Annotated in this window: 27 protein-coding genes; 13 read left to right on the top strand and 14 right to left on the bottom strand. The window is 28.3% G+C overall.

The features are described 5' to 3' along the window. The first annotated feature begins 8 nt into the window (after positions 1–8). From NON08_RS00750 to NON08_RS00740, 3 genes are read left to right on the top strand one after another with little or no spacing between them, the layout of a single operon-like run. The gene (locus tag NON08_RS00750; protein WP_256689629.1) at positions 9–1196 is read left to right on the top strand and encodes an efflux RND transporter periplasmic adaptor subunit; all 1188 of its coding nucleotides are present in this window, start codon (positions 9–11) and stop codon (positions 1194–1196) included. After that, positions 1186–2379: an ABC transporter permease gene (locus NON08_RS00745; RefSeq protein WP_256689628.1), complete on the top strand. Its 1194-nt coding sequence runs from the start codon at positions 1186–1188 to the stop codon at positions 2377–2379. Before NON08_RS00750 ends, NON08_RS00745 begins: the two co-directional genes overlap by 11 nt. After that, a complete protein-coding gene (locus NON08_RS00740; protein ID WP_256689627.1) occupies positions 2372–3052 on the top strand; it encodes an ABC transporter ATP-binding protein in 681 nt (226 codons plus the stop codon). Before NON08_RS00745 ends, NON08_RS00740 begins: the two co-directional genes overlap by 8 nt. Positions 3053–3074: 22 nt before the next feature. On the opposite strand, the gene NON08_RS00735 is transcribed toward NON08_RS00740, so the two are convergent. Next, positions 3075–3839: a DeoR/GlpR family DNA-binding transcription regulator gene (locus NON08_RS00735; RefSeq protein WP_256689626.1), complete on the bottom strand. Its 765-nt coding sequence runs from the start codon at positions 3837–3839 to the stop codon at positions 3075–3077. A 140-nt stretch (positions 3840–3979) separates the two neighbouring features. Between NON08_RS00735 and NON08_RS00730 the strand changes: the two genes are divergently transcribed. Beyond that, positions 3980–5476, top strand: coding sequence for a phytoene desaturase family protein (locus tag NON08_RS00730; RefSeq protein WP_319941540.1), 1497 nt, complete (start codon positions 3980–3982; stop codon positions 5474–5476). A gap of 11 nt (positions 5477–5487) precedes the next feature. Here NON08_RS00730 and NON08_RS00725 read toward each other — a convergent pair whose 3' ends face one another. Then, entirely contained in the window at positions 5488–6228 is a 741-nt protein-coding gene (locus tag NON08_RS00725; RefSeq protein WP_256689625.1) for a YaaA family protein, read from the bottom strand. 116 nt (positions 6229–6344) lie between these two features. On the opposite strand from NON08_RS00725, the gene NON08_RS00720 reads away from it, so the two are divergent. Genes NON08_RS00720 through NON08_RS00705 form a run of 4 tightly spaced genes read left to right on the top strand, consistent with a single transcriptional unit; the run spans position 6345 to position 10873 of the window. Then, positions 6345–7460 (top strand): aminopeptidase, encoded by a 1116-nt coding sequence (locus NON08_RS00720; RefSeq protein WP_256689624.1) that lies wholly within the window; start codon positions 6345–6347, stop codon positions 7458–7460. 15 nt (positions 7461–7475) lie between these two features. Further along, positions 7476–9278: a polysaccharide deacetylase family protein gene (locus NON08_RS00715; RefSeq protein ID WP_256689623.1), complete on the top strand. Its 1803-nt coding sequence runs from the start codon at positions 7476–7478 to the stop codon at positions 9276–9278. Positions 9279–9294: 16 nt separating this feature from the next. Then, a complete protein-coding gene (locus NON08_RS00710; RefSeq protein WP_256689622.1) occupies positions 9295–10056 on the top strand; it encodes a MipA/OmpV family protein in 762 nt (253 codons plus the stop codon). Positions 10057–10075: 19 nt separating this feature from the next. Beyond that, positions 10076–10873 (top strand): Cof-type HAD-IIB family hydrolase, encoded by a 798-nt coding sequence (locus tag NON08_RS00705; RefSeq protein ID WP_256689621.1) that lies wholly within the window; start codon positions 10076–10078, stop codon positions 10871–10873. A gap of 42 nt (positions 10874–10915) precedes the next feature. Here NON08_RS00705 and NON08_RS00700 read toward each other — a convergent pair whose 3' ends face one another. Genes NON08_RS00700 through NON08_RS00690 form a run of 3 tightly spaced genes read right to left on the bottom strand, consistent with a single transcriptional unit; the run spans position 10916 to position 15343 of the window. Next, complete coding sequence (locus tag NON08_RS00700) at positions 10916–13126, bottom strand: transglycosylase domain-containing protein (protein ID WP_256689620.1); 2211 nt, start codon at positions 13124–13126, stop codon at positions 10916–10918. A 19-nt stretch (positions 13127–13145) separates the two neighbouring features. After that, the gene (gene rlmN, locus NON08_RS00695; RefSeq protein WP_023050865.1) at positions 13146–14192 is read right to left on the bottom strand and encodes a 23S rRNA (adenine(2503)-C(2))-methyltransferase RlmN; all 1047 of its coding nucleotides are present in this window, start codon (positions 14190–14192) and stop codon (positions 13146–13148) included. A 59-nt stretch (positions 14193–14251) separates the two neighbouring features. Next, complete coding sequence (locus NON08_RS00690) at positions 14252–15343, bottom strand: alanyl-tRNA editing protein (protein WP_256689619.1); 1092 nt, start codon at positions 15341–15343, stop codon at positions 14252–14254. 167 nt (positions 15344–15510) lie between these two features. Between NON08_RS00690 and nfo the strand changes: the two genes are divergently transcribed. Then, positions 15511–16377, top strand: a complete 867-nt coding sequence (nfo, locus tag NON08_RS00685) for a deoxyribonuclease IV (RefSeq protein ID WP_256689618.1) — start codon at positions 15511–15513, stop codon at positions 16375–16377. A gap of 65 nt (positions 16378–16442) precedes the next feature. Here the strand turns inward: nfo and NON08_RS00680 are convergent, their stop codons facing one another. Next, the gene (locus tag NON08_RS00680; RefSeq protein WP_256689617.1) at positions 16443–16871 is read right to left on the bottom strand and encodes a hypothetical protein; all 429 of its coding nucleotides are present in this window, start codon (positions 16869–16871) and stop codon (positions 16443–16445) included. A 13-nt stretch (positions 16872–16884) separates the two neighbouring features. Next, positions 16885–17427 (bottom strand): hypothetical protein, encoded by a 543-nt coding sequence (locus tag NON08_RS00675; RefSeq protein ID WP_256689616.1) that lies wholly within the window; start codon positions 17425–17427, stop codon positions 16885–16887. Between the two features lie 248 nt (positions 17428–17675). On the opposite strand from NON08_RS00675, the gene NON08_RS00670 reads away from it, so the two are divergent. From NON08_RS00670 to NON08_RS00660, 3 genes are all read left to right on the top strand, one after another. Continuing rightward, entirely contained in the window at positions 17676–18356 is a 681-nt protein-coding gene (locus NON08_RS00670; protein ID WP_256689615.1) for a pseudouridine synthase, read from the top strand. A gap of 50 nt (positions 18357–18406) precedes the next feature. Then, positions 18407–19393: a tyrosine-type recombinase/integrase gene (locus tag NON08_RS00665; protein ID WP_256689614.1), complete on the top strand. Its 987-nt coding sequence runs from the start codon at positions 18407–18409 to the stop codon at positions 19391–19393. Between the two features lie 163 nt (positions 19394–19556). Further along, positions 19557–20393 carry an NAD(P)H-hydrate dehydratase gene (locus tag NON08_RS00660; RefSeq protein WP_256689613.1) on the top strand — a complete coding sequence of 279 codons (837 nt, stop codon included), beginning with the start codon at positions 19557–19559 and terminating at the stop codon, positions 20391–20393. A gap of 33 nt (positions 20394–20426) precedes the next feature. Here the strand turns inward: NON08_RS00660 and NON08_RS00655 are convergent, their stop codons facing one another. The 7 genes from NON08_RS00655 to NON08_RS00625 all read right to left on the bottom strand — a co-directional run bounded on the left by NON08_RS00655 (position 20427) and on the right by NON08_RS00625 (position 26187). Further along, positions 20427–21008 carry a YeeE/YedE thiosulfate transporter family protein gene (locus NON08_RS00655; protein WP_256689612.1) on the bottom strand — a complete coding sequence of 194 codons (582 nt, stop codon included), beginning with the start codon at positions 21006–21008 and terminating at the stop codon, positions 20427–20429. Position 21009: 1 nt separating this feature from the next. Then, on the bottom strand, positions 21010–21573 hold the full coding sequence (locus tag NON08_RS00650) for a YeeE/YedE thiosulfate transporter family protein (protein WP_256689611.1): 564 nt from the start codon (positions 21571–21573) through the stop codon (positions 21010–21012). A gap of 91 nt (positions 21574–21664) precedes the next feature. Then, positions 21665–22804, bottom strand: coding sequence for an N-acetylglucosamine-6-phosphate deacetylase (nagA, locus tag NON08_RS00645; protein WP_256689610.1), 1140 nt, complete (start codon positions 22802–22804; stop codon positions 21665–21667). A gap of 15 nt (positions 22805–22819) precedes the next feature. Then, positions 22820–23650, bottom strand: coding sequence for a glucosamine-6-phosphate deaminase (nagB, locus tag NON08_RS00640; RefSeq protein WP_256689609.1), 831 nt, complete (start codon positions 23648–23650; stop codon positions 22820–22822). A gap of 118 nt (positions 23651–23768) precedes the next feature. Continuing rightward, positions 23769–24626 (bottom strand): MurR/RpiR family transcriptional regulator, encoded by an 858-nt coding sequence (locus tag NON08_RS00635; protein ID WP_256689608.1) that lies wholly within the window; start codon positions 24624–24626, stop codon positions 23769–23771. An 18-nt stretch (positions 24627–24644) separates the two neighbouring features. Next, positions 24645–25553 carry a TIGR01212 family radical SAM protein gene (locus NON08_RS00630; protein WP_256689607.1) on the bottom strand — a complete coding sequence of 303 codons (909 nt, stop codon included), beginning with the start codon at positions 25551–25553 and terminating at the stop codon, positions 24645–24647. Then, positions 25537–26187 carry an epoxyqueuosine reductase QueH gene (locus NON08_RS00625; RefSeq protein ID WP_256689606.1) on the bottom strand — a complete coding sequence of 217 codons (651 nt, stop codon included), beginning with the start codon at positions 26185–26187 and terminating at the stop codon, positions 25537–25539. The genes NON08_RS00630 and NON08_RS00625 overlap by 17 nt, the downstream gene beginning before the upstream one ends. 103 nt (positions 26188–26290) lie before the next feature. Here NON08_RS00625 and NON08_RS00620 point away from each other — a divergent pair, with 103 nt between their 5' ends. After that, positions 26291–26848, top strand: a complete 558-nt coding sequence (locus NON08_RS00620) for a DJ-1 family glyoxalase III (protein WP_256689605.1) — start codon at positions 26291–26293, stop codon at positions 26846–26848. Positions 26849–26885 lie beyond the last annotated feature (37 nt).

Raw genomic sequence — 26885 nt, 5'->3', positions numbered from 1 at the left:
GAGTACTTATGAAAAAGAAAAAAATTTGGATTTTTATTTTTGTAATTATTCTTATTTTAATAGGTGTATATATATTGTTTTTTCAAAGAAAAAAAGTTGAAGCTATTAAAGTTATAAAAAAGGATTTTGTTGAGAAAATCTTAGTTTCAGGAGTAATCACTGGAATTGAAAATTCAACGCTTTCTAGCGAAATAAATGGAACAATTGAAAAAATTTATTTTAAAGAAGGAGAGTTTACAAAAAAAGGAGATTTACTTATTAAATTTAATTCAAAAGACATAGAAGCAAATGTAAGACAAAAAGAAGCTGAGCTATTAAATATGCAAACTGAATTAGAAAAACTTGAAACAGTATTATTATCAAATGCTAATCAACTTTTTTTTAACTCAAATATTGAATATAAGAATGCATTAAATGAATTTGAAAAGTATTCCAAACTATATAGCAATGGATATATAAATGTTTTAGAGTTAAATGAAAAAAGAAATAATTTGGCTGAAAAAGAGGTTAAAGCAAAAAATGCACTTAATGATTTAAACTCTATAAAAAATGGTCCAAATAGAAAATTAATTTTAACAAATTTAAAAAGTAAAAATGAAGAGTTAGAATTTGAAAAAGAACAACTAAAAAAATATTTTGTTACAACTCCATACGATTCATATATTAGAGAAAAATATGTTGATTTAGGAGAAACAGTAGCTCCGTATACATCTTTATTTTTAATATCTTCTATTGGTAATAAAATTGTAGAAATAGAGTTAGATGAAAAGTATTTTGAAAAGATAAAAAATGGCGACAAAATAAATATCTACTCTTATGGAGATAACGATATTAAAAGTTCAGGAGAGATATTTTTTATAAGCAATAGTGTTAATGAAAAAAATGGAACAGTTAAAATAAAAGGAAGTATGAATGAAAATTTAGAAAAATTTATATATGGAAGTACTGTGAATGTTGAAGTTAATGGAAAAGAGATTAAAAATGGAATACATGTACCTAAAGATTACTTAATAATAAAAGATAACCAATATTATATTATGACTGAGAAAGATGGAAAATCTTTCGAAAAAAAAGTAGAAGGAGTCAAAGTTTTAGATGGATATGTTATAACAAATAATTTAGAATTGGGAGAGAATATAATTCTTTTAAATCCTAAAAATTTAAAAGAGGGAGAAAAGATAAGGTATGAGATATGAAATTAAAATAGCGTATAACTTTTTAGCTAAATCTAAAGGTCAAACTCTTTTTCTTCTAACAGCAATAGCCACGGGAGTAGCTGTTCAAGTTTTTATTTCATCTTTAATTGTTTCTCTTCAAAATAGCATAATAGATACAGTTCTTGGAAATATTCCTCATATTGTAATCGAAGACGGAAATACTAGAGACTCTCTTATAAAAAAAGAAAACATATATAACTATGGAAACTTTAGTAATGAAAGAGATAAAATATCTAACTACGAAAATTTAATAGATTTACTAAAATCAAAAAAAGAGATCAAAAATATAGTTCCAACTTTAGAAGGGAATGTTTTATATGAAAGACAAGGAAAATCAGTAGCTTTACAAATTAGAGGTGTTGATTTAAATGTTGGAGATTCGATGTTTAAAGTAAAAGAAAAAATATACCTAGGAGATAAATCTGTTGATTCAGATAAAATTCTTATAGGTAAAAGAATAAGCGAGGATTTTAATCTCTCTCCTAAAGACATAATGAACATAACTTTACCAACAGGAGATAAAGAAAAATTTAGAATAAATGGAATTTTTGATTTAGAAAATCAGCAATTTAATAATGGATTAGTTTATATGGATATACAAAGAGCTCAAAGAATTTTTAATAAAAAAGGATATGTAAATAGAATTAACATTCAATTAAATAATATTTTTTTAGGAGAAAGTATAGCTTTAGATATAGAGAAGAACTTTCCTGATTTAAAAGTAACTTCTTGGATGAAGGATGGAAAACAGCTTTTAAATGCTTTGAGATCTCAAACAGTATCTACCACAGTTATCCAAGGAGTGATTTTATTATCAACCACTTTAAGTATAGCAAGCGTTTTATATATAACTGTAGTTCAAAAAACGAAAGAGATCGGAATATTAAAAGCTATTGGTGCTACAGATTTTTCAATAGGATTTATTTTTTTATTTCAAGGAGCTATTGTTGGATTTTTAGGAGCTCTTTTGGGATGTATAATTGGTTTATTTTTAATAAAAATATTTGAATGGGGAGCAAAACCTAGTTTCATAATAGAACTTAGAGCAATATTAATTTTAAGAATTTTGCTTTTCTCAACTATATCAGGAGTTATAGCTGCATATATTCCTGGAAAAAAATCTATGAAATTAGATCCTATTGAGGTGATAAAAGGTGAATAATATCCCAATATTAGAATTAAAAAATGTGTTTAAATCTTATAATGGAAAAGATATGGTTTTAAAAAATATAAATTTAAAGATAAATAGAGGAGAATTTATAGCTATAATTGGTCAGAGTGGAAGTGGGAAAAGTACCCTGCTAAATATAATAGGTGCCCTTGATACACCAACGAAAGGTGAAATATATTTTTCTGGAGAAAATATATCTAATTATCTTTCAAAAGAGAGAGCAACTTTTAGAAATAAAAATATTGGATTTATTTTTCAATTCCATTTTTTACTATCTCAATTTAATGTTTTAGAAAATATATTAATCCCAAGTTGGATAGAAAAGTCAAATTACTCTTATAACAAAAAAGATGAAGCGCTAAAAATTTTAAGGTATATGGACTTGGAAGAAATTGCATATAGAGATGCACAAAGTATTTCTGGTGGTCAACAGCAAAGAGTTGCTATAGCAAGAGCTCTTTTAAATAAACCACAGATAGTTTTAGCCGATGAACCTACAGGTAATTTAGATTCAAAAACTAGTAAACAAATTTATGATTTATTAAGAGAGATTAATAAAAAGTATGAAACAACCTTCTTAGTTGTAACGCATAATCCAGAAATAGCTTTAATGTGTGATAGAGTTATTGAAATTTCAGATGGAGAAATAATTAACCTAAAATAAAAAAGACTGAATTCAGTCTTTTTTATTTTATTATTTTAACATTATTTTCAATAAGTTTATCTTCAAAATCTTTAAGAATATTATTATCTGTAATTATAGTCATTCCCTCTTTAATCTTAGAGAAGTTAAAAATAGAATCTTGATAGAATTTTTTACTTTGAGTTATAATGTAACATTCTTGTCCAACTTTTAAAGCAGTACTTTTAAATTTCCCTTCATCAATTGAACCAGTGCTTAATTGCATTTTATCTACATTTATACCACCAATTTCAATGAAAACTTTATTTGGATTAAATAATTCTAAATTTTCCCTTGCCATCTCTCCAATAAAAGAATCAGTTCTAGAATTGTAAATACCACCTAAAGATATAATCTCGATATTTTTATTTTCAGATAATATTTTTTGAATTTCAAGCATATTGCTTATAACAGATATTTTTATCTTTTTCTTTTGTAAAAGAGCAGCTACAATAATAGTAATAGTTGAGTCATCTAAAAAAACAATATCTCCCTCCTGAATTAATGAAACCACTTTTTCAGCCAAAAGAGTTTTTTCTTCTAAATCATCTTTAGCAATATCTTTCAAAATAATATTGTCCACAATTTTTCTTTTTAAAATAGCGCCTCCATGGGTTCTAGTTAAAAGATTTTCCTCCTCCATTTGACATAAATCTTTTCTAATAATAACTTTACTAATAGAAAAAAGATCGCTTAATTCATTCACAGATACTTTTTCTTTTTGTTTTAATATATTTAAAATTTTTTGTTTTCTTTCTTCCACAAACATGTTGTAAAACCTCCTATAGTACAAAAACTTCTAAAAAATTATATCATAAAAAAATCTTTTTTAAAAAGAAAGTTGAGTTTAAATAGTATACAAATAGTATATAAACTTATACTTTAATAAGTTTTAGCGGGAGGTGAAAGATGAAAAATAAAAAAGTTATAATTATTGGAGCGGGTCCTGGAGGATTAGCCACAGGGTTACTTTTATCAAGTAAAGGTTACGATGTTACTATATATGAAAAAAAACCATATGTTGGGGGACGAAATTCATCTTTTAAATTAGGAGAGTATACTTTTGACTTAGGGCCAACATTTTTTTTAATGCCTAAAATACTGGAAGATATATTTATAGAATCTGGAGAAAGACTAGATGAACATCTAAATTTAATAGAGATAAATCCTATGTACAGGTTAAAGTTTTATGGATTAGATGATTTTAATCCATACTCTCACAGTAAAAAATTCCTTATGTATGGAGAGATGGAAAAGATTTTTCCATATAGTTCAAAAGCCTATGATGATTATATAAGAGATGAGGAAAAAAAATTCTCTAAACTAGAGCCTTGTTTAAAAGTACCGTATTTATCTTTAAGTGATTATTTAAAACCTAACTTTTTAAGAGCATTACCATATTTAGATGCCCATAAATCTATATATGATGTTTTAGGTAGTTACTATAAGGAGAATGAATTAAAACTGGCATTTACTTTTCAAGCTAAATATATAGGAATGTCACCTTGGATTGCTCCAGGAACATTTTCTATTATCTCATATCTAGAACATAAATATGGAATTTTTCATATTGAAGGTGGTTTAAACCAAGCTTCTAAATTAATGAAAGAACTTATAGAAAAAAGAGGAGGTAAAGTTGTTTTAAATACTTCTGTGAAAGAGATTTTATTCGATAATAAAAAAGTAGCAAAAGGTATAATTTTAGAAAATAATGAAAAAATAGAGGGAGATTACATAGTTATAAATGCAGATTTTGCAACAGCTATGAAAAATCTTGTACCTGAAAATTTAAGAAAAAAATATTCAAATAAAAATTTAGAAAACAAAAGGTATTCATGTTCAACATTTATGTTGTATTTAGGAGTCGACAAAATTTATAAAAACATACCTCATCATAGTGTTATTTTTGCAAAGGACTATAGAAAAAATGTTAAAAAGATATCTGAAAATAAAGATGTGGGAGGAGATTTTTCTTTTTATGTTCAAAATCCATCTGTAACTGATAGTACATTGGCACCTAAAGGTAAATCTTCTGTATATGTTTTAGTTCCAGTTGCTAATAATAAATCAAATATAGATTGGGAAATAGAAAAAGATGATTTTACTCAGCTTGTTTTAGATAAATTAGAAAAAATAGGTGAGTTTAAAGGTATTAGAGATCATATTGAAGAGTTAAAAGTGATAACTCCAAACAATTGGGAAATAGATTATGATGTATATAAAGGAGCAGTTTTTAATTTATCCCATGATGTTATGCAAATGCTGTGGTTTAGACCTCACAATGAGCTTGAAGGATATAAAAATCTATTTTTAGTTGGAGGAGGAACACATCCAGGAAGTGGGCTTCCAACTATTTATGGTTCTGCTAAAATAGCAGCTGATTTAATTGAAACAAAGGATAAATAGGTTAGAAAAATCTAACCTATTTTTTTTATAAAAAACATGCTTTTTTCTGAGGAAAATTCTTGAGAGAAACTGTAATCTAAAAGATCAAATTTTTTAATGTCTTCAAGGTTATGAATTTCATTTACTATAATATAATTCAATAGAGATCCTCTAGCTTTTTTGGCTTCTGTACTGATATTTTTAACTTTATCTCTATCAAGTTGTCTAAACTCTATATCTATAATGTTAAAAAGTTTTTTATTTAATATTTTTGAAAATTCATTAGAAGCTAGATTGATAAAGATATCATCTTTGAATTTAGATAAATAGTTTTCAACTTCATTTTTCCAAAATTCGTAAGGTGAAATAGGTAGTATTTTGTTTGTCATATCAAGACGATAAGGTCTTATCAAAGTTGTAGCATTCATAACCCCGTATAGGGCTGAAAATATAAATACATTTTCTTTCATATACTCAAATTTTTTTTCTGAAAAATTTTCCACATGGATTTGTTTATAACTAACGCCATCATAAAGACAGATAGCTTCTCTCTCCTTTTTCTCATAAAAATTCTGATAAAGATCATAAACATCATCGAGTATTTTATCTTTGATTTTCAATTTCTTACCAGTCTCCTCTTTTGAGAAACTTTTTAAAACAGATACTAAGTAATCTGCTTTATCCTTAAAATTTTGATCTAATTCTAGATTCTCTATATTGTACTTACAATTTTTATAATTCATCCCCTTGCTAGGGGAAAAAAATAGTTTCATATAATCCCTCCTACTTGTATATACCTATTATATCATTTTTTAAAAAATTAACTGTATATTTCTAGCTTTTCATTGTATAATTATAGAATATAATATGTGATTAAATGGAGGTTACCGTGGATCAAAGAATTGAAATACTAGCAAAAAATTTAGTTACTTACTCATGTAGAGTAGAAAAAGGAGAAAAAGTTTTAATTGAGTCTATAGGAGAGGATTCTAAAAACTTAGTTAAAGCTTTAGTAAAAGAAGTATATGCTGCTGGAGGGCATCCTTTTGTAACAATAAAAGATCAAAGCGTTACGAGAGAACTTTTAAAAGGAATGGACCAAACACAAGCAGAGTTAATGGCAAAATATGAGTTAGAAAGAATGAAAGACATGGATGCTTACATTGCTATTAGAGGTTCTGAAAATGCTTCAGAATTATCAGACATAGATTCAGCTAAAATGAAGATATATACAGATCACTTTATGAAACCTGTACACCTAGCAGAAAGAGTAAATAACACTAAATGGGTTGTACTTAGATATCCGAATAATTCAATGGCTCAACTTGCAAATACATCTTTAGAGTCTTTTGAAGATTTCTACTTCAATGTTTGTAATTTAGATTACTCTAAAATGAGTAGAGCAATGGATTCATTAACAGCTCTTTTAGATAGAACAGACAAAGTAAGAATTGTTGGTCCTGGAACAGATCTATCATTTTCAATAAAAGATATTCCATCAGTAAAATGTTGCGGACTTAGAAATATACCAGATGGAGAGGTTTACTCAGCTCCAGTTAGAGACTCTATAAATGGAGTTATAACTTATAATACTCCTTCTGTATATCAAGGGACTACATTTGAAAATGTTTGTTTTAGATTTGAAAATGGAAAAATTGTAGAGGCAACATCTAACAATACAGAAAGATTAAATGAAATTTTAAATACAGATGACGGTGCAAGACATATAGGTGAGTTTGCTATTGGTGTAAATCCATATATCTTAAAACCTATGAAAGATACATTGTTTGATGAGAAAATAGCTGGAAGTATTCATTTTACTCCAGGACAAGCATATAAGTTAGCTGATAATGGAAATAAATCAGCTATACATTGGGATTTAGTTCTAATTCAAAGACCAGATTTTGGTGGTGGAGAGATTTGGTTTGATGATGTTTTAATTAGAAAAGATGGAATCTTTGTAATTGAAGAGTTAGAAGTATTAAATCCAGAAAATTTAAAGTAGTAGGAGGATTTAATAATGAATATACTTATGGCACTTTCGCAGTTAGAAGTAACTGGTGCTGAGGTGTACGGAACAGTTCTAAGTGATGAACTTATTAGGAGAGGGAATAAGGTTTATATAGTTTCAGATACTTTAACTAAACCTACAAACGCACAATATGAGAAAATAGAGTTTAATAAGAGAAAACTTAAAGATAGAGTTAGTCAAGTTAGAAAACTTTTAAAAATAATCAGAGAAAAAGATATCCAAGTTGTTCATGCTCATTCAAGAGCATCTTCTTGGAGTTGTGCTATAGCTTGTAGAATAGCAAAAATCCCACTTGTAACAACGATACATGGGAGACAACCAGTACACCTAAGCAGAAAGTTAGTTAAAGCATTTGGAGATTACTCTTTAAGTGTTTGTGAGAATATAAGAGATCATGTGGTTAATGATTTAAAGGTAAAACCTGAAAATATAACTGTCCTTAGAAATATGATCAATACAAAAGAGTATCAAAAAAGTGTATTAGATAATGTTGATAAAAATGAAAAGGTTATCTCTATAATTGGAAGACTTTCTGGACCTAAAGGAGATGTAACATATAACTTACTTGATATATTACATAGAAGAAAGGATTTTAAAATCCAAGTTATAGGAGGAAAAGAGGTACCACAAAGATTTAAAAAATTTACAGGAAATGTTGAGTTCTTAGGATATGTGAATAATGTTTCTGAAAAAATAAGAGAGTCATCTATTGTTATAGGAGCGGGAAGAGTAGCAGTTGAAGCAATACTTTGTGAAGTTCCAGTTTTGGCAATTGGAGAAGCTGAATCTGTTGGAATTGTAACTAATGACAGATTAAAAACAGCTCTAAAATCTAACTTTGGAGATATCTCTTTAAATCAAACTCCTCTTTTTAGATGGACAGATGTGATTCCTGAAATTGATAAAGGGTTCAATATGAATAAAGATGAACTTAAAAGCTTAAGGGAAAAAGTAATTGAAGAGTTTTCTTTAGATAATATTGTAGAGAATATTGAGAAAGTATATCAAAGAGAGATTGTAAAGAAGAGAAAGTATGAAATGCCTGTTATTATGTATCATAGAGTTATAAAAGATGAAAGTGAAAAGGGAGTTCACGGAACTTATGTAACTGTAGAACAATTTGAAGAGCAGATGAAATATCTAAAAAAGAAAGGATACGAAACTGTTACATTTAAAGATATGCTAAATAATGGGTATAAAAACAGATTTGATAAAGATAAGAAATGGATTATGCTTACGTTTGATGATGGTTATAAAGATAACTATGAAAATGCTTTTCCTATCTTGAAAAAATATGATTTTAAAGGTATTATATACATATTAGATGGAATAGATTATAATAAATGGGATGTAGACAATCCAGGAAATCCTGAAAAAAGATTTACTCTTATGAATCAAGATGAGCTATTAGAGATGCAAAAATACGGGATAGAGTTTGGAGGACACACATCTTCTCATCCTAGACTTGCTGAACTAAAAATAGATATGGCAGAAAAAGAGATATCTAATTCTAAAAATAATATAGAAAAGATTATTGGAAAAGAGCTATTATCATTTGCATATCCATATGGTAGTTTAAATGAGGAGGTTAAAAAAATACCTCAAGAGACAGGTTATCGATTTGCTGTAGCAACTGATTCTGGAAGCATTGTTTTTTCTGATGATCTATTTGAAATAAGAAGAATTGGGATATTCCCAACAAATAATCTTTTTAATTTTAAAAGAAAAGTTTCAGGTAAGTATAACTTTATAAAAGTTAAAAGAGAAGAAAAAAGTTATGGGAAAAAGTAACTTAGGGAGGATTAATATGAAAAAAATATTAATGGGGTTATTAGCATTAACAGTTTCAGCTATAGCTTTAGCTGATTCGGCTACATCTGCAAGTGAAAATAAATTTGGAATTGGGGCAGGAATAGGGGTTTCTGATAGTATTTATAAAGGTGCTGACGATAAAGCTTATCCAATGCCATTATTAGATATTAACTACTATGATTTATATGTAAAAGGAATAACAGTAGGATATCAATTCTATAAAGATGATGCATTTGCAGCTTCACTATTTATTGATCCATTGGCTGGATTTGCAGTAGATGGTGCAGACTTAGCAAAAGGATACGATAATATTGATGATAGAAAGTTCCAAGCTATGTTTGGAATTAGATTAGATGCTGATACTGGATTCTACGGAGTTAGAACTGGACTGTTAGCGCAAGTTGGAGAGCATGGAGGAGAGGGAAAGATAAGTGCGTTTAAAGCTTATAAAGTAGATGATAAACTTACAATAGTACCATCTATCCATGTAAAGGGTTATTCAGGAGATTATACAGATTATTATTTCGGTGTAACTTCAGATGAAGCTAGAAGAAATAGTAAAATTGATAGAGCTTATAAAGCTGATGCAGCATATTCAATTGGTCTTAATTTAGCAGCAGATTATAGATTAACTGATAATGTAGCTCTTATGGCATTTTTAGGTGTAGAGAAATTCTCAAGTGAGATTTCGGACTCACCTATTGTTGAAGATGGAGTTTTATATTTAGTAGGAGTAGGTGCAAAATATTACTTCTAGAAAAGTTTAAGGAGAACAAATGAAATACAAAGCAATTATATGTGATTTAGATGGGACACTATTAAATGAGCATCACACTATATCTGAAGAAACAAAAGAAACTATTAAAAAAGTTGTAAATTCTGGAGTGAAATTCATAATAGCAACTGGAAGACATCATAATGATGCAATGACATTTAAAGATATGCTAGGATTAGATAGTTTTCTTATAACTTCAAATGGTGCTAAAGTACATGATTATAATAACAAAGAGATAATTTCTCACAATATACCAGCTAATTTAGCCAAGGAGTTATTAAATTATAACTACAATGAAAAATTACATAAAAATGTATACTTAGATGAAGAGTGGATTGCTGAAACTCCTTTAGAGGAAGCTATGGTTTTTCACAAAGAATCAGGATTTCATCATGTTATAGCTCCTTTCCAATCTTTAGTTGGAAAAGATATTACTAAATTTTTCTTTATTTGTGATGATGAAGAGCATATCTCTGAGTTAGAGCAAAAATTAAGAAAAAAATTCCATGAGGGTCTTAATATCACACTTTCATTAGGCTCATGTTTAGAAGTAATGAGAGAAGGAGTTTCTAAGGCTAGTGCAATAGAAGAGGTTTTAAAAGAGGAAGGAATAGACCTTAAGGAAACAATTGCATTTGGTGATGGATTAAACGACTTAGAGATGTTATCATCTGTTGGAAAAGGATTTATTATGGGAAATGGAAGTCCTAGATTAAAAGCTTTACTTCCAGAAAATGAAGTAATAAAAACTAATGCAGAAAATGGAGTTGCAAAAAAACTTCAAGAATTATTCTTATAAAAAAAGGAGAGAGAACTTAAGTTTCTCTCTCCTTTTATGTATTTAGAAATTAAATAGTCTTTGGAAGAAGCCTTTTTTCTCCTCTTTCTTTTGTTGAGGAGTATTTTTTTGTTGGTTTTGTTGAGGTGGTTGAGCTACTTGTTGTGGTGCAGGACCAGTAACTTCATCTGAAGACACAGCTTCATTTTTAGAAGTTGTTTCTTGAGTAGGTACATAGTAACCTAAAACACCAGCAATTCCATTGCTGTATTTTCCATCTCTCTCCACTGCAATTCTTCCTCTTCTTAATAAGAAAGTTTTATCAGAAGGACCTCCACTTAGTAATCCTGATAAAGGATCTAACTCTTGATAAGCTAAATCACCATTTTTAACATGATTATCTAAGAATGTAAATGTTGTAGGAGTGTAATAACCTTTTTCTATAATTTCTTGATAGAAATTTTTCCAAAGAGGTGCTGCGACTCCTCCTCCTGTTGCTTTATATAAAGGATCGTTATTATCATATCCAACATATATTGTTGTAACGTAGTCAGGTGTCATACCAGAGTACCAAACTGTTCTAGAGTTATTTGTAGTACCAGTTTTTCCTCCCTGCTCAATAGGAATATTATTTATTTTTACTTGAGCACTTTTACTTGTCCCCTGCTTAACAGAGTTTTTCATCATATTAGTCATAAGAGCAATATCTGCACTATTAAATTTCTGTTCTATTTGAGGTTTACCATCGTATAGTATATTACCAAATTTATCTGTAACTTTCATTACAAAAAATGGTTTTACAGAGTATCCTCCATTGGCAAATACAGCATATGATTGTGCAACTTGAAGAGGAGTTCCCTCTGTTGTTCCAAGTGCAGCAGTTAAGTTATTAGGAACTACAAATCCAGCATCTATCTTTTTCATTGTATCCATAAGAGCTGGAATTCCAACTTTATTTAAAAGTTTTATAGAAACTATATTTTGAGATTTATCAAAACCTTGCATTAATGTCATACCATTATAGTATCTCTCTCCAAAGTTTCTAGGAGCCCATGTTCCAAATACAATTCTTGAATCTTCAACTACTAGATTTTCTTCAAATCCTTTTTCTAAAGCTGTATAATAAATAAATGGTTTAAAAGATGATCCAACTTGACGCTTAGCTTGAACAGCTCTGTTGAAATTACCAGTTTTAAAGTTTTTACCACCTATAATACTTATAACCTCTCCATTTTTAGCATCTATTGTCACCATAGCTCCTTGAAGCTTTTTATCATTTTTTAAACGAGGATAGTTTTCAAACTTATCTTTAGCTACTTTTTGAATATTTAGATCTAAAGTAGTTTCAACAGTTAAACCATCATTATAAATCTGCTTTTCTTCGAAATTTTCAAATAAAAACTTTTCAACTAAATCTGTAAAATCTGGAGCGTTAAACTCAATTTTTTTATCAAGTGCTCCATAAACAATTGTAGTATTCTTATCTTTATAATCTTGAGATGAAGCTTTAGATTCATTTACAAATTTATGATTTAAAGCTTCATTATATTCAGCTTCAGTTATTAAGCCAAATTTAAGCATTTGTTTTAATATTAACTTTTGTCTAACTAAAGATCTTTCTAAGTTCGTTCTTGGATTATACATATTTGGCCTATTTGGTATTCCTGCTAAAAGAGCAGATTCAGCTAAATTTACATTTTTAACATCTTTTCTAAAAAAGTTATAAGCTGCTGTTTTAACTCCATAAGATCCTGAACCAAAATAGATTTCATTTAGGTATTTCTCCATAATCTCATCTTTTGTATATTTTCTTTCAATTTCAAATGTGATTATAATCTCTTTTATTTTTCTAGAGAATTTTTTTTCATGAGATAGAAAAGCATTTCTAGCTAATTGCTGAGTTATTGTACTTCCACCCTGAGCTGCTCTTCCAGATTTTAAGTTAACTATAGCAGAACCTAAAATTCTAAATGGATCAATTCCATAGTGTGTCAAAAACTGTCTATCCTCTATGGCTATAAAAGCATTTTGTAAATTTTGTGGTATATGTTCTATATCCACAGGTTCTCTTGTTTCTTTTGAAATAACGTCAATTACTTGTCCATTTCTATCATAAATTGTAGTAGGAACAGGAGGACTATAATTTTCAACTAACTCTGAAACATTAGGTAGCTCCTTATAGTATTTATTAACTAAAAGACCAGCACCAATCCCTCCAACAATACCTAAAGATATAATAAATATGGCAACATACTTAAGAATTTTCCATTTCATAAAATATCTCCATTTTTAATTATTTTAGATTTTTTTGTCTTAACTGTCCACAAGCACCGTCAATATCAGTTCCTTTTTCCCCTCTTACAGTAACATTTACTTTTCTAAAATCTTTTAAATAGTTGAAGATTTTATCAATTTTCTTTTGTGAAGGTCTTTGGTAATCTTTTCCATCCACTGGGTTACATGGAATAAGATTTAATATATGGTCAAAGTTGTGTACAAAATCAGCTAAATAAGCAATATCATTATCAGAAACATTAAAGTCATTGATTAAGATATACTCAAAAGTTATTCTTCTTTTTGTTTGTCTTTGATACTCTTGTAATATTGGGAATAAATCCTCTAATGGATATTTTGTGTTAATAGGCATTAACTCGCTTCTCTTTTCATCAATAGCACTATGTAAAGATATAGCTAACTCCACTGGAATTCTCTCTTCTAATAATTTCTCAATTCCAGGGATAATTCCAGAAGTAGAAATTGTGATTCTTCTCTTAGAAACGTTAACTCCCTTTTCACTTGATAAAATATCAATAGCTTTTATAACATTATCAATGTTAAGCATTGGTTCTCCCATACCCATAAATACAATGTTATTAATTTGTAAACCTTGCTTTAATAATCTTCTTTCTATTGTATAGAATTGGTTTGTGATCTCATGTACATCTAAGTTTCTTGTAAATCCACCAAGACCTGTAGCACAGAATCCACACTTAACAGCACATCCAACTTGAGATGAAATGCAAAGAGTAGTTCTATCTTTATGTCTTAATATAACACTTTCAATTGTATTTCCATCTTCTAATTTAAATAAAAACTTTTCAGTTTTATCAATTTTAGAAACTTGATGTTTTAATAGGTTTAAGAAAGGGATGTAAGCTTTCTCAGAAAGTAATTCTCTATCCTTTAATGATATATTTGTCATATCGTTAATATCTCTTACTATTTTTTGGTTTAACCATGTAAAAATTTGTTTTCCGTAAAATTTCTTCATTCCTAAAGAAACTATAAAGTCTGTAAGCTCTTGTTCGTTTAAATTAAGTAAATTTATTTTATTTGACATATTTCCTCCATTGTTACTAATAAATACCTAATTTCCATTATAACAGATATTTCAGACTTTTACAATATATTTGTAATCTCCGCTACTGAAACCTCTCCTTTAAAGTTAGCTCTCTCTCCTTTTCCTCCACCTTTTATGCTTAGTACTTTAGAGAACTCTTTTAATAGTTCACCACAATCAATAGTTTTACTAGATATTACTCCAGCATCTTCCCAAATACCTATAAAAATATAATCACCTGGTATAATTTTATTTAAGTTTATTATTGTATCCTTATCATCTTTATATACTATATATTTTCTACCATCCTTTTCAATAGCTGAACTTAATAGGTCTCTAGATAAGAAATTACAATATTTTAAATTTAACTCTTTAAATCTACTTTCAACTTCTTTCTTTTCGTTATTAAATTTTTCTACCATAGAAATTATCTCATTATCTCTACAACTAAATATTCTATCTAATTCTTTAATTGTTTTATTTTTCTTAACAAAATCTTCGATAGCTCTCTCTCCACTTAAAAAATAAAATCTAGTGTAATTTCCTTTGATTTTCTCAAAACTTATAATTTTAAAAAGTCTGATCTCTGATATGTTAGAAACATGGTATCCAGCACAAGCACTTGTATCCATATTATCTATAGTTATAATTCTAACATCACCAGTAACTTTATCACTTATTTTTTTTCTAAAGGTATCAATAGAGTTAGCTTCATCTCTAGTCATTATTTTTTCTAAAATAGCTCTTCCCTCTCCTATAGCACCATTAATTTTTCTTTCTAATTCGTCTACGAAGTTTTCATCTAAATCTTTAGAATCTAAATCCACTGTTGTATAGGTTTCAGTCATTCTAAATCCAACAGTATTTAATCCATAGTCATTATATGCTATAGCTGAGAAAAGATGCTGAGCTGTATGTTGTACTCCAATATCGAAAACTCTCTCTTCATTTATAGAGTATGTATACTCTCCTGGTATAATCTCGTTTTCTACTACAATCTTATTATCATCTATAACAGATAAAAATTTTATATTTCCTATATATCCCTGATCTCCTATTTGACCACCTTTTCCATCTATATATAGATTATGTGATTCTACTTCTATAATCCAATTCTCTTTTTCTTTTACACATGATAGTACTTTAATCATAGCTCCTCCTGAAAATTATTATACTTTATTTTATAACGATATCCCTACTATTTCAATCTATTTCCACAAACTATTTTAAAGTTTCAAATCTCTATTCAAAAAGTATACTTTGTGATATACTATAATGGATAAGAGAATTATTAAGTAATTTATATAGAGGTGTATATATGACAAGAGAAGAGAAAATTAAAAATACATATTTAGGTGCTCATGTATCTATACAAGGTGGAGTAGCTAATGCTTTTAAAAATGCAATGGCTATAGATGCAAATGGATTTGGAATGTTTGTTAAAAACCAGAGAAGATGGGATGCTAAACCATATACAGAGGATGAAATTTTAGAATTTAAAGATGCTATGAGAAGATATAAGTTTACTCCAGAGCAGATTTTACCACATGATGGATATCTTATAAATTTAGGAAGTCCTGATGAAGAAAAGAGAGAGAAATCATTAAATGCATTTTTAGATGAGATGGAAAGAGTGAATCAGTTGGGACTTATATATCTAAACACTCATCCAGGAAGTCACTTGAAAGAAGTAAGTGAAGAGGAGTGTATTAGACTTATAGCTGATTCAATAAATAAAGCACATAAAGAGGTTCCAAATGTTATAGTTGTTTTAGAGAATACAGCTGGACAAGGATCAAATATGGGATATAAGTTTGAGCATTTAAGAGATATAATAAATCTTATTGAAGATAAAAGTAGAATAGGTGTTTGTTTAGATACGTGTCATACAGTAGCAGCGGGATATGCTCTTTCAACAGAGGAGGAATATAATGCAACTATGGATGCTTTTGAAAACATTGTTGGATTTAAATATCTAAAGGGAGTTCATTTAAATGATTCTATGTTTGGAGTAGGAAGTAAAAAAGATAGACATCACAGTATAGGAGAGGGAACTTTAGGTATAGATTTCTTTAAAAGATTTATGAATGATGATAGATTTAGAAATATTCCAATTGTAATGGAAACTATAGATGAAACTATTTGGAAACAAGAGATTGAACTACTTAGAAGTTTTATAGACTAATAATAACTAATAAAAAAGACACAGATATTAAAACCTGTGTCTTTTCTTATATATTATAGAAAGAATTAGTTTCTCTCTAATGCTTTTTTTACATCCTCTAAAGTATCCTCTACCATGTTATCATTTTTTCCAATAGCGTTGTAGAAGAATACAACATATTTTCCATCTATCTTTTGTACAGCTTTTCTTCTAGTTGTTCCAGGAACTGAGAAATATTGAATACCTCTTTTTTCTCTATTCATTTCCCAGTCAGAAGATCTATTATATTTAATATCACCAAAAGCAGTTCTTGAAGTTTGAGGTAGATCTCTTAATTTAGAATCTATAACAATCTCTCTTTTTCCTAAATGATTTTTCATAGAAAAAGCTCTTTTTTGGTATCCAGTAGTATACATCTTCAATCTATCTTTTAATGCGTTTGCCTCTTTTTTAGAAACATCTGATGCAAAAGCTAAAGATGAAAGTAATAAAAATCCACATAATAATTTTTTCATATTTTTGTTCTCCCTATTTAGTAAGTTTTCTAATTGCTCTGTATAGAGCTTTATCTTTTTCGACTTTCTCCATTTTTCCTAAAAACCAGTTAAGTTCTTGATCGTTTAAACGAAGTTCCTCTTTTATAAATTTTTCTAATTTTTCAATTTCCATAGGTAACAGCTCCTTTTTTAAAGAGCTATTTATCTCTTGTACAGTTCTTCCTCCTTCAAAGAAGAAAACTAGCTTTTGCCAATTTGTAAAAAGATCTACTTTTCTAAGAAGCATAACTGCTGTATAATTAAGTTCTGGAATTATTTTAAAACCTTTTCTAGATAAAAAAGATCTCATCTCATCATTTTTTTCTGTTTCAAAAATAACTTCTCCAGCTTTTTTAGTATTCATAATTTTAGGTAACTTAGAACTCTTGTCTTTTAATCTTAAATATTTAGATAAAGTTAGAGTTTTAGTTTCAAGGTAAAAGTCTACTGCAAATTCATTGAAACTCTTACCTTCTGGAATAGTGCCCTCTTCGATGTGCTCTATCATAGCATCAATTTTTTTAAAATCAACCATTGTGTATCTCCTCCTGAAAATAAGAATTAAAATATTTGCTACTTATTATAGCATAGATTTTATTATTTCAACAACTAAAAATTGAAAAAAATTATTATTTTATATAATTTGTAATTTATTATAAAAAAGCATTTCTATACTATACATATACTTTTTATACATTGGGAAAAATAATTAAATTTATAAAAACTTGATTTTATATTTTAGAAGAACTATAATTATATTATTACTATTTAGGAGGATTAAAATTGAGATTAGATAAATTTTTAGTAGAGTGTGGAATTGGAAGTAGAAGCGAGGTAAAAAAATTAATATCTTCTGCTGAAATAACTATAGATGGATATATTTGTAAAGATAACAACAAAAACATAGACGAGAAAAATACAGTGGTAGAATATAAAGGTAGAAGAGTTATATATAAGGAATTTAGATATTATAAACTATATAAAATAGACGGATACATTACTGCTACTGAAGATAAAAAGGAAAAAACAGTAATGGAACTTTTGCCAGAGTGGGTAAATAAAAAAGATTTATTTCCTGTTGGTAGATTAGACAAAGATACTGAAGGTTTACTTCTTTTTACCAATGATGGAAAACTGGCTCATGAAGTTACTTCTCCAAAAAAACATGTGGATAAAATTTATAGAGTTATACTAAGAGATGAGATAGGAGAGGGAGAACTTAAGCAGTTAGAAGAAGGTGTTGATATTGGTGGATATATTACTCAACAGGCTAAAGCTGAAATGATAAATTCAAAAGAGATTCTTCTGAATATAAAAGAGGGAAAATTCCATCAGGTTAAAAAAATGTTGAAAGCTGTTGGAAATGAAGTTATATATCTTAAAAGAGAGACTTTTGGAAAATTGACTTTAGAAGATATGGTACCGTGTGAAGTTAGAGAGATAGAAAGAGATGATGTAATCTAATCTCCACTAATTTTCCATAAATAAAATGATAGGACTTTTTAGGAGGAACATTGAACGAGATAGCTATTAAAGAAAAACATGAAATAAGTACCCAGCGTAGAAAGAGAAAAAATAAAGAGGAAAAGAAAAGTATATTTGAAATATATAAATCTCCTAAAACTATGAAAGATTATTTTTTCTATTTAAAAGATTTCTTAACTTATGTTTATGATGGAGATTCTCCTATAGAGGGAGATGAGATAATTGAACTTATGACAGGAATAGAAAAAAGTGATATAGAGGACTATCTTTCTCATCTTATAAACGAAAGAGAAATGAAGAAAACTTCTGTGAACAAAGTTATCTCATCTTTAAAATCTCTTTACAAAGAGTTAGAAAAAAATGGGTATGATAATCCTTTTAAATATATTGGACTTTTTAAAACATCAAGAAATTTAGATAACATATTAAAAGTGTCTTTTGATGATATAAAAGAGATTTTAAAAAATTATAAAATAAATGGAGAGAAAGAATATAGAAACACAGTTATTCTTCATACTCTATTTTATACAGGAATGAGAAGCCAAGAACTTCTCTCTTTACAATTTAAACATATACTAAAAAGAAATGGTGAATATTTTGTGAAGTTGGAAAAAACTAAAAGTGGAAGAGAACAATATAAACCATTACATAATTTTTTAATAAATAAGATTGATGACTATAAAAATTATTTAATTAATGTCTATGGAATAGATGAAGAGGAGTTAGATGAAAGATATTTATTTTGCAGTTCTTTTGAAAAAAATAGACCTCTTTCATATAGAGCACTTTATAATGTAGTCCAAGAAATGGGACAAGTTATAAACAAAGAGATTAGTCCCCATAATATTCGTCATGCTATTGCAACGGAACTTTCATTAAACGGAGCAGATTTAATTGAGATTAGAGACTTTTTAGGGCATTCAGACACTAAAGTTACAGAGGTTTATATAAATGCTAAATCATTAATTGAAAAAAAGGTGCTTGATAAAATACCTGTACAATCTATGGATGATTAACTTAATTGCAGTATTAATTATATAATTACACAATATTAAAAATAATTTTAACGAAAATAACAGTTATTTTCGTAAGAGTACTACATATAATTAACATTATATGTAGTTTATTTTTAAGGTATTAAAAATAATTATTATTTTTGATAATTTTAGGAGGTTTTTTATGAATTTTATAGATTTAGAATATGTAAAGGGAATATATAGACCTAGAAATCCAGAATCATATAAAGGTGATTTTGGGCATACTTTAATTTTATGTGGTAGTAGAGGGATGGTAGGAGCAGGTTTTTTTTCAAGTATGGGTTCTGTAAAATCTGGTTCTGGACTTACATCTTTAGGAAGTTATCGAGATACATTTAATATTTTTTCTGTAAAGTTAAATGAAGTGATGTTGATCAATTTAGATGAAATAAACATCTTAGAAAATTTAGATAAATTTTCATCAATAGTTATAGGAAGTGGATTTGGAGTAACTCCTAAAAATGAGCATCTATTAAAAGAATTATTTTTAACATATAAAAATCCAATTGTGGTAGATGCTGATGGGTTAACTATACTATCTAAAAATAATAATATTGATCTTTTAAAAGATAGACAAGATCCTACAATTTTAACTCCTCACTATGGAGAGTTTTCAAGATTAACAAATTTAGATATTGAATATATTAAAAAAAATAGAGAGGTAGTAGCAAAAGAGTTTATACAAAAATACAACTGTATATTATTGCTAAAAGATCACAGAACTTTAGTGGGGGACAAAGAGAATATTTTTATAAATACAACTGGAGATAGTGTTATGGCAACTGGAGGAATGGGGGATGTTTTAAGTGGAATAATTGGAAGCTTCATAAGTCAAAAGTATTCTCCATTAGATGCAACTATTTTAGGAACTTTTTTCCATGGAAAAGCAGGAGAATATTTTTCAGCTACTCACTACTGTGTAACACCTACAGATATTTTAGATATACTTCCTAAAATTATAAAAGAGACAGAGTATTAAAAACTCTGTCTCTTTTTAAATGAAAAATATTATTTATCTTTTTTCTGTTAAAGAGTATGGAATCACTATAGAGATAGCTATCAAAATTAATCCTATAAAAACTCCAATCCAAGGTGTTCCATGGAAAATAAAACCATATTTTTCAGACAAATAAAGTATAGTGGTTTTACCTCCAAGAACATTTTCAAAAAGTCCGATACTTTTTAATATGGGATATGCAAATGTAAAAAGAAAAGCACCGATAATTCCACCTAAAATAACATAGATACTTTTTAAATATCCTGCACCAAAACTTGCAACGGCAGTTCCAGGACAAAGTCCAACCATTCCAAATCCAATAGCTAAAATTGCACTTCCAAAAATAACACCAATATTCATAGGTTTAATACTAAAGTGATCCATAGGAATTATTTTTAAAGATACACTAATATAAAGTAAAAACATACTAAATCCTATTGCAAAAATTATTATTTTCATAAGAGTTAAATCTTTAAGTTTTAACATGTTAGATATGACAACTCTATTAGTAGCACCTGCATAATATAATCCCAATCCAAATAAAATTCCTAGTAACAAACCTAAAAGCGGAACATTATCAAAGAATAAATTTTTCATATTACTCACCACTCCTTTTAGCTACAATAATTGCAATCGGAAATAATACTATTGTAAAAATAATACTACTTAAAGCAAGTTGCATAACTCCACTCATCATATGACCACTTGTACATCCACCTGCCATTCTAGCACCAAAAAGTAAAAGTACTCCACCGAAGAAAAGTTTTACTCTAGAAATATTATCCTTTTCTAATAAACTCTCTTTTTCTATAAACTCCTCATTTTTTCTAAAAAATATTTTTCCCAACATACCACCTAGGAAAACACCTACAACAAAAATAATTCCAAAGTTATAAGGATTCACTATACTTGTAGCTATTCCATCTTGATTATAATAATCAATTAAACTATAAAAATTTGCTCCCTCTTTGTAAACAATGTCCTCTTGAAGTGCCGTTTGAATCATTCCAGATACAACACTAAATTGTGTGGATATTCCTATAGGTTTTATTAAAAGTATAGATATAAAAAATACACTCCCTAGAAAAATTCCTTTCAAAATCCAATTTCTTTTCATAATTTTTACCCTCCTTTTAAAAGAGTCATTTTTAGTATAACTCAATATATGTGTATAAGTTTATTCGGTAAAAATTATTTTTTCTTTTTTATAATTTATATAAAAAACGAGGTAGATTTCTCTACCTCGTGTAAAACTATACCAACTCTCCCTTTGCAATAACTTTCTTAAGTCTTAAATGTTTATCTAAAAATACAACATCTGCAAAGTATCCTGGTTGTAACTTTCCGTATTCATTATCTATATTTACAGCTTTAGCTGGATATAGTGTTGCCATTCTAACTGCTTCTTCTAAAGTTATATCACAATATTTTACTAAGTTTCTAACTCCAGCATCCATAGTTAAAGCAGAACCTCCTAAAGTTCCATCTTCACCGAAACATTTTCCATCTTTATAGAAAACTTTATTTCCTTCAAAGTAGAAATATTCCATATCAGTTCCAACTGGTGCAACAGCATCAGTAACTAAGTATAATCTTTCTCCCATAATTTTAATAGCTGATTTTATAGCTGAGTAGTGACAGTGGAATCCATCAGCAATTACTCCCGCTTTAATATCACTATCAAATACAGCACCAACAACTCCAGGTTCTCTATGGTTGAAAGAAGACATTCCATTATAAAGATGAGTTGCAAGAGTTATTCCGAAACCTTCTTTTTCTTTCACTTGCTCATAAGTTGCATTAGAATGCCCTACTGCCACATGAATTCCAGCTGCATTTAGTTTCGAAATTGTATTTTTATCAGTATTCTCTGGAGCTAATGTAACTATTCTTACATTTTCTTTTCCAGCTTCAACCATTTTATCTATCATAGCTTCGTCAGCTTTTCTTATAAATTTAGGATTATGAATTCCTTTCTTTTGTAAAGAGATATATGGACCTTCAATATGTAATCCAACAACTCCATATTTACCTTTATTTTCAATACCTTTTACTAACTCAATAGCTTTTTCGATATTTTCATCTCCAGTTGTAATAAGTGTTGGAGTGAAAGATGTACATCCATATTTTAAGTTAGTTTTATGCATTGTTTCTAAAGTTTTTAAAGAGATATCGTCATTAAATAAAACTCCTCCACAACCATTTAGTTGTAAATCTATAAATCCTGGAGTTACATATCCATTTTCAGCATCAATAGTTTCAATATTACCATAAGTTGATGTTAACTCTTCTTGAGGAATAATATCTATTATTCTCTCTCCATCTATTATTAAAACTTTTCCAGTATAAAATTTGTTCCCTATAAATAACTCTCCATTTACAATAGCCTTCATTATTAATTCATCTCCCTATTTTCCACAACTTTTATATAACTCTTCTATTAATAAATCTGTATCTAAATTACTCTTTTCAATATCCTTAAAGTATCTGTAAGTTCCAACTTTTAACTCTGTACAAGCAGCTTCATCAGAAACTATGATTCCTTTTGGATGTAATTGAAGTGCACTGATAGTCCACATATGATTTACACCTTCCTCAACTGCATGGTGTAAAGCTCTTGCTTTGTTATGTCCGTTAACCATTATTAAAACTTCTTTTGCATCAAGAATAGTTCCAACTCCAACAGTTAAAGATAACTTAGGAACTCTATCTATATCTCCACCAAAGAATCTAGCATTTGCAATTATTGTATCCATTGTTAATTCTTTATCTCTAGTTCTTGAACTTAATGAAGATCCAGGCTCATTAAAAGCGATATGTCCATCTGGTCCAATTCCACCTAAGAAAAGATCTATTCCTCCAACTGATTTAATTTTAGCTTCATAGTCTTCACACTCTTTTTTATAATCAGTTGCTAATCCGTTTAATATATTTATATTTTCTTCTTTCATATCAATATGTTTGAAGAAGTTTTCGTACATATAGTAGTGGTAACTTTGATCATTAGCTGGAGATAATCCAACATATTCATCCATGTTAAATGTAATTACATTTTCAAAAGATATGATTCCATCTTTATAAAATTGAATTAATCTTTTATACATAGCTAAAGGTGTTCCCCCAGTAGGCAATCCTAAAACAAATGGTTTTTCTGCTGTAGGTTTTGCATCTAAAATTCTTTTTGCAACATAAACCGCTGCCCAGTCCCCTATATTTTTCTCAGTTATAATCACTCTCATTTAAAATCACTCCCTTGATTTGTTAACATATTCTATAATAAAGTTACCATTTATTTTAATAAATGTCAATCTTTTTAGAAACTTTTTTTCTTTAATGTTTTAACAAAATGAATTATATTTACATTTTGTATTTTTTTACACTCTCTACAGCGTCCCCAATAAATTTATTTGCCTTCTCTCTGTCTCTTTGAATTAATTTAACATAAAGGATATCAATAACAGTTAATTGTGCCATTCTTGATGAAAGAGATGTTGATCTTAAATTACTTTTTTCAACAATCGTACTTAAAGCTATATTTCCTATATCTTTTATAGGGTTTGTTGCAAATTTAGTTAATGTTATAACAGTTACACCTCTTTCTTTAAACTCTAAAATTGTTTGATATATATCTAGTGTTTGTCCACTGTAAGATATTACAAAAACTAAATCTCCTTTTTTAGCAGTAGAAGCATTTGTAAGTTGAATATGTTGATCTGTTTCAAATATAACATTTTTTCCTAACTCCCAAAGTTTATATTGAAAATCTCTTGCAATTATTCCTGAAAATCCAGCACCTAAAAGAAAAATTCTATCAGCTTTTTCTATAGATTCAACTGCTTTTTCAATCTCTTGAAAATTCAAAACTTTATATGTATCCTCCACACTCTTTATATTTTCATAAACAACTTTTTTAGCAAGAACTTCTGTAGTGTCATCTACTCTGATCTCATCATAAATTATTTGAATCTCTTTTTCATTATTCTTCATAGCCAAATCTCCAGCTAAGGCTATTTTAAATTCTGGAAATCCTTTAAAACCTAGCTTTTTAGCAAATCTTACAATAGATGCCTGACTAACATCACATTTAACAGCTAAGTCATATGTATTTAAAACTTTTATTTCATCGATGTTCTCTAATAAATAATATGATATCTTTTTTTCGTTTTTAGTAAAACTTTCTTGAAACTCCTTTAGTTTTATAAGTGTTCCTCCCATAGTATCAACCCTCCAAATTTATTCTTCATTTTCTCTTTTCTTTAATTCTTTTTCAATTTCGTTTAAAACTTTCCTCTTATTTAGACTCCATTTAGGTTCTATAACCTCATCTTTTTTTCCATCACCTGTTATTCTGTGAACAACCATTTTTTTAGGTAAAGTTTTTAATATCGTAACTACAATATCAACATACTCTTCTAATGTAAAAACCTTAAATCTTTTATCTTTAAATAATCTTTCTAATGGAGTATCTTTTATAATATGAAGAGAATGAATTTTTATTCCCCAAGCACCAGAGTTAACTATACACTCAGCTGTTTTTAAAATATCCTCTCTCTCCTCCGTAGGTAATCCAACAATCATATGTGTAACAAATTTAATTTTGTTATCTCTTAATTTCTTAGAAGTATCAATGTAAGTTGATAATGGATAACCTCTATTTATAATCTTAGCTACCTTATCATCTACAGTTTGAAGTCCTAATTCTATCCAGAAAAAATGGTTTTCATTTATCTCTTTTAAAAGTTCTAAAACATCATCTTCTATACAATCTGGTCTTGTTCCAATAGCCAACCCTAAAACTTTTGGGTGATTTAAAGCTTCATAATATATCTTTCTAAGATACTCTACATCTCCATATGTATTTGTAAAGTTTTGAAAATAAGCTATAACTTTTTTATCTTTAACTTTATCTTTTAAAAATTCAAGTTGCTCATCTATCTGCTCAGTTATTGTTTTTTTTCTATTTCCTGCAAAATCTCCGCTTCCAGCATCACTACAAAATATACATCCTCCATGAGCAACTTTTCCATCTCTATTAGGACAAGTAAATCCTCCATCTAAAGATACCTTAAATACCTTATCATTAAATTCATCTTTAAAAAAATCATTTAAAGAATAAAATCTTCTGTTATTGTGTTTCTCCATTTTCTTTTTCCTTCTCTTTCTCTTTTTCCATTCTCTCAAGTTTAGAATATATACATCCACAGTAATCTTGTCTATATAATTCATGTTCTTTAGATAGATTTACGCTTCTTAAGTACCTGCTTTTCTTTTTAAAATCTCCTCTTAAAAACTTAACTCCATATTTTTCTTCAAGTTCAATCCCAATCTCATTTATCCACTGAGCATTTTTCATAGGACTTATACTTAAAACAGTTGAAAAATATTCATATCCCAACTCTTTGGCTTTTTTAGCAGTAGCATCCATTCTTAGTTTATAGCATCTATAACATCTAGCTCCGCCCTCTTTTTCTTTTTCAAAGCCTTTAATTTTTTCTATAAAATCTTTACCTGGACTATATTCACCTTCTATTATAGTCATTCCAAATTCCATAGCATCATTAAATGTAAATTGTTCATTTAATCTAGTGATGTACTCCTCTTTCTCTGTTATATTTGGATTATAAAAATATATATCAATATTTAAATATGTTTTTAAATACTCAAGTATAGCACAACTGCATGGTGCACAACATGAGTGTATCAAAAGTTTTTTTCCGCTATTAAGCCCAATTTTATCTAGCTCTTTTTGCATTTCTAATTCATAATTTACCTTCATGTTATCATTCCTTTTTTCATTTATATTATGATTATATCATATAACCTGGAGTTTTTTTAATGTTTCTGCTATAATTAAGTTAATTATTTTTCGGAGGTGTTTTATGAACAAGAAAATTTTTGTTATGTTAGCTAATGGATTTGAACTGATTGAAGCAATGTCACCAGTAGACGTTTTAAGAAGAGCAGGACTTAATGTGGTTACTGTATCTACTATGGAAAACACTTTAGAAGTTGAGTCAGCTCAAAAAGTAAAGGTTATTGCTGATATAAATATTTCTGATATTAACGTAGGAGAGGGAGTAATGGTTGTTATACCTGGTGGATTCCCTGGATATGTTAACTTAAGAAGCGATTCAAGAGTTGTTGAGATTGTTAAGGAATATTTAAATAGTAACGATAAGTTTGTTGGAGCTATCTGTGGTGGACCAACAACTTTAGGAATAAATGGATTAATTGGAGATTATAAATTTACTTGCCACACATCTGTTAAAGAGGAAATGGGAAGCGATAACTATATGCATTTAGATGTTGTAGTTGATAAAAATTTAATAACTTCTCCAGGAGCTGGAAAATCTGTTGAGTTTGGATTAGCTTTAGCTAAAGTTTTTGTAGATGATGAAGTTATAACTAAAGTTAAAAAAGGAATGGAACTTATATAATAAAATTAGTAAATAAAAAGGAGACTCTATTAAAGTC

Source organism: Cetobacterium sp. NK01 (assembly GCF_024506395.1).
Classification (GTDB): domain Bacteria; phylum Fusobacteriota; class Fusobacteriia; order Fusobacteriales; family Fusobacteriaceae; genus Cetobacterium_A; species Cetobacterium_A somerae_A.
This window is presented reverse-complemented; position numbering and strand designations above follow the sequence as displayed.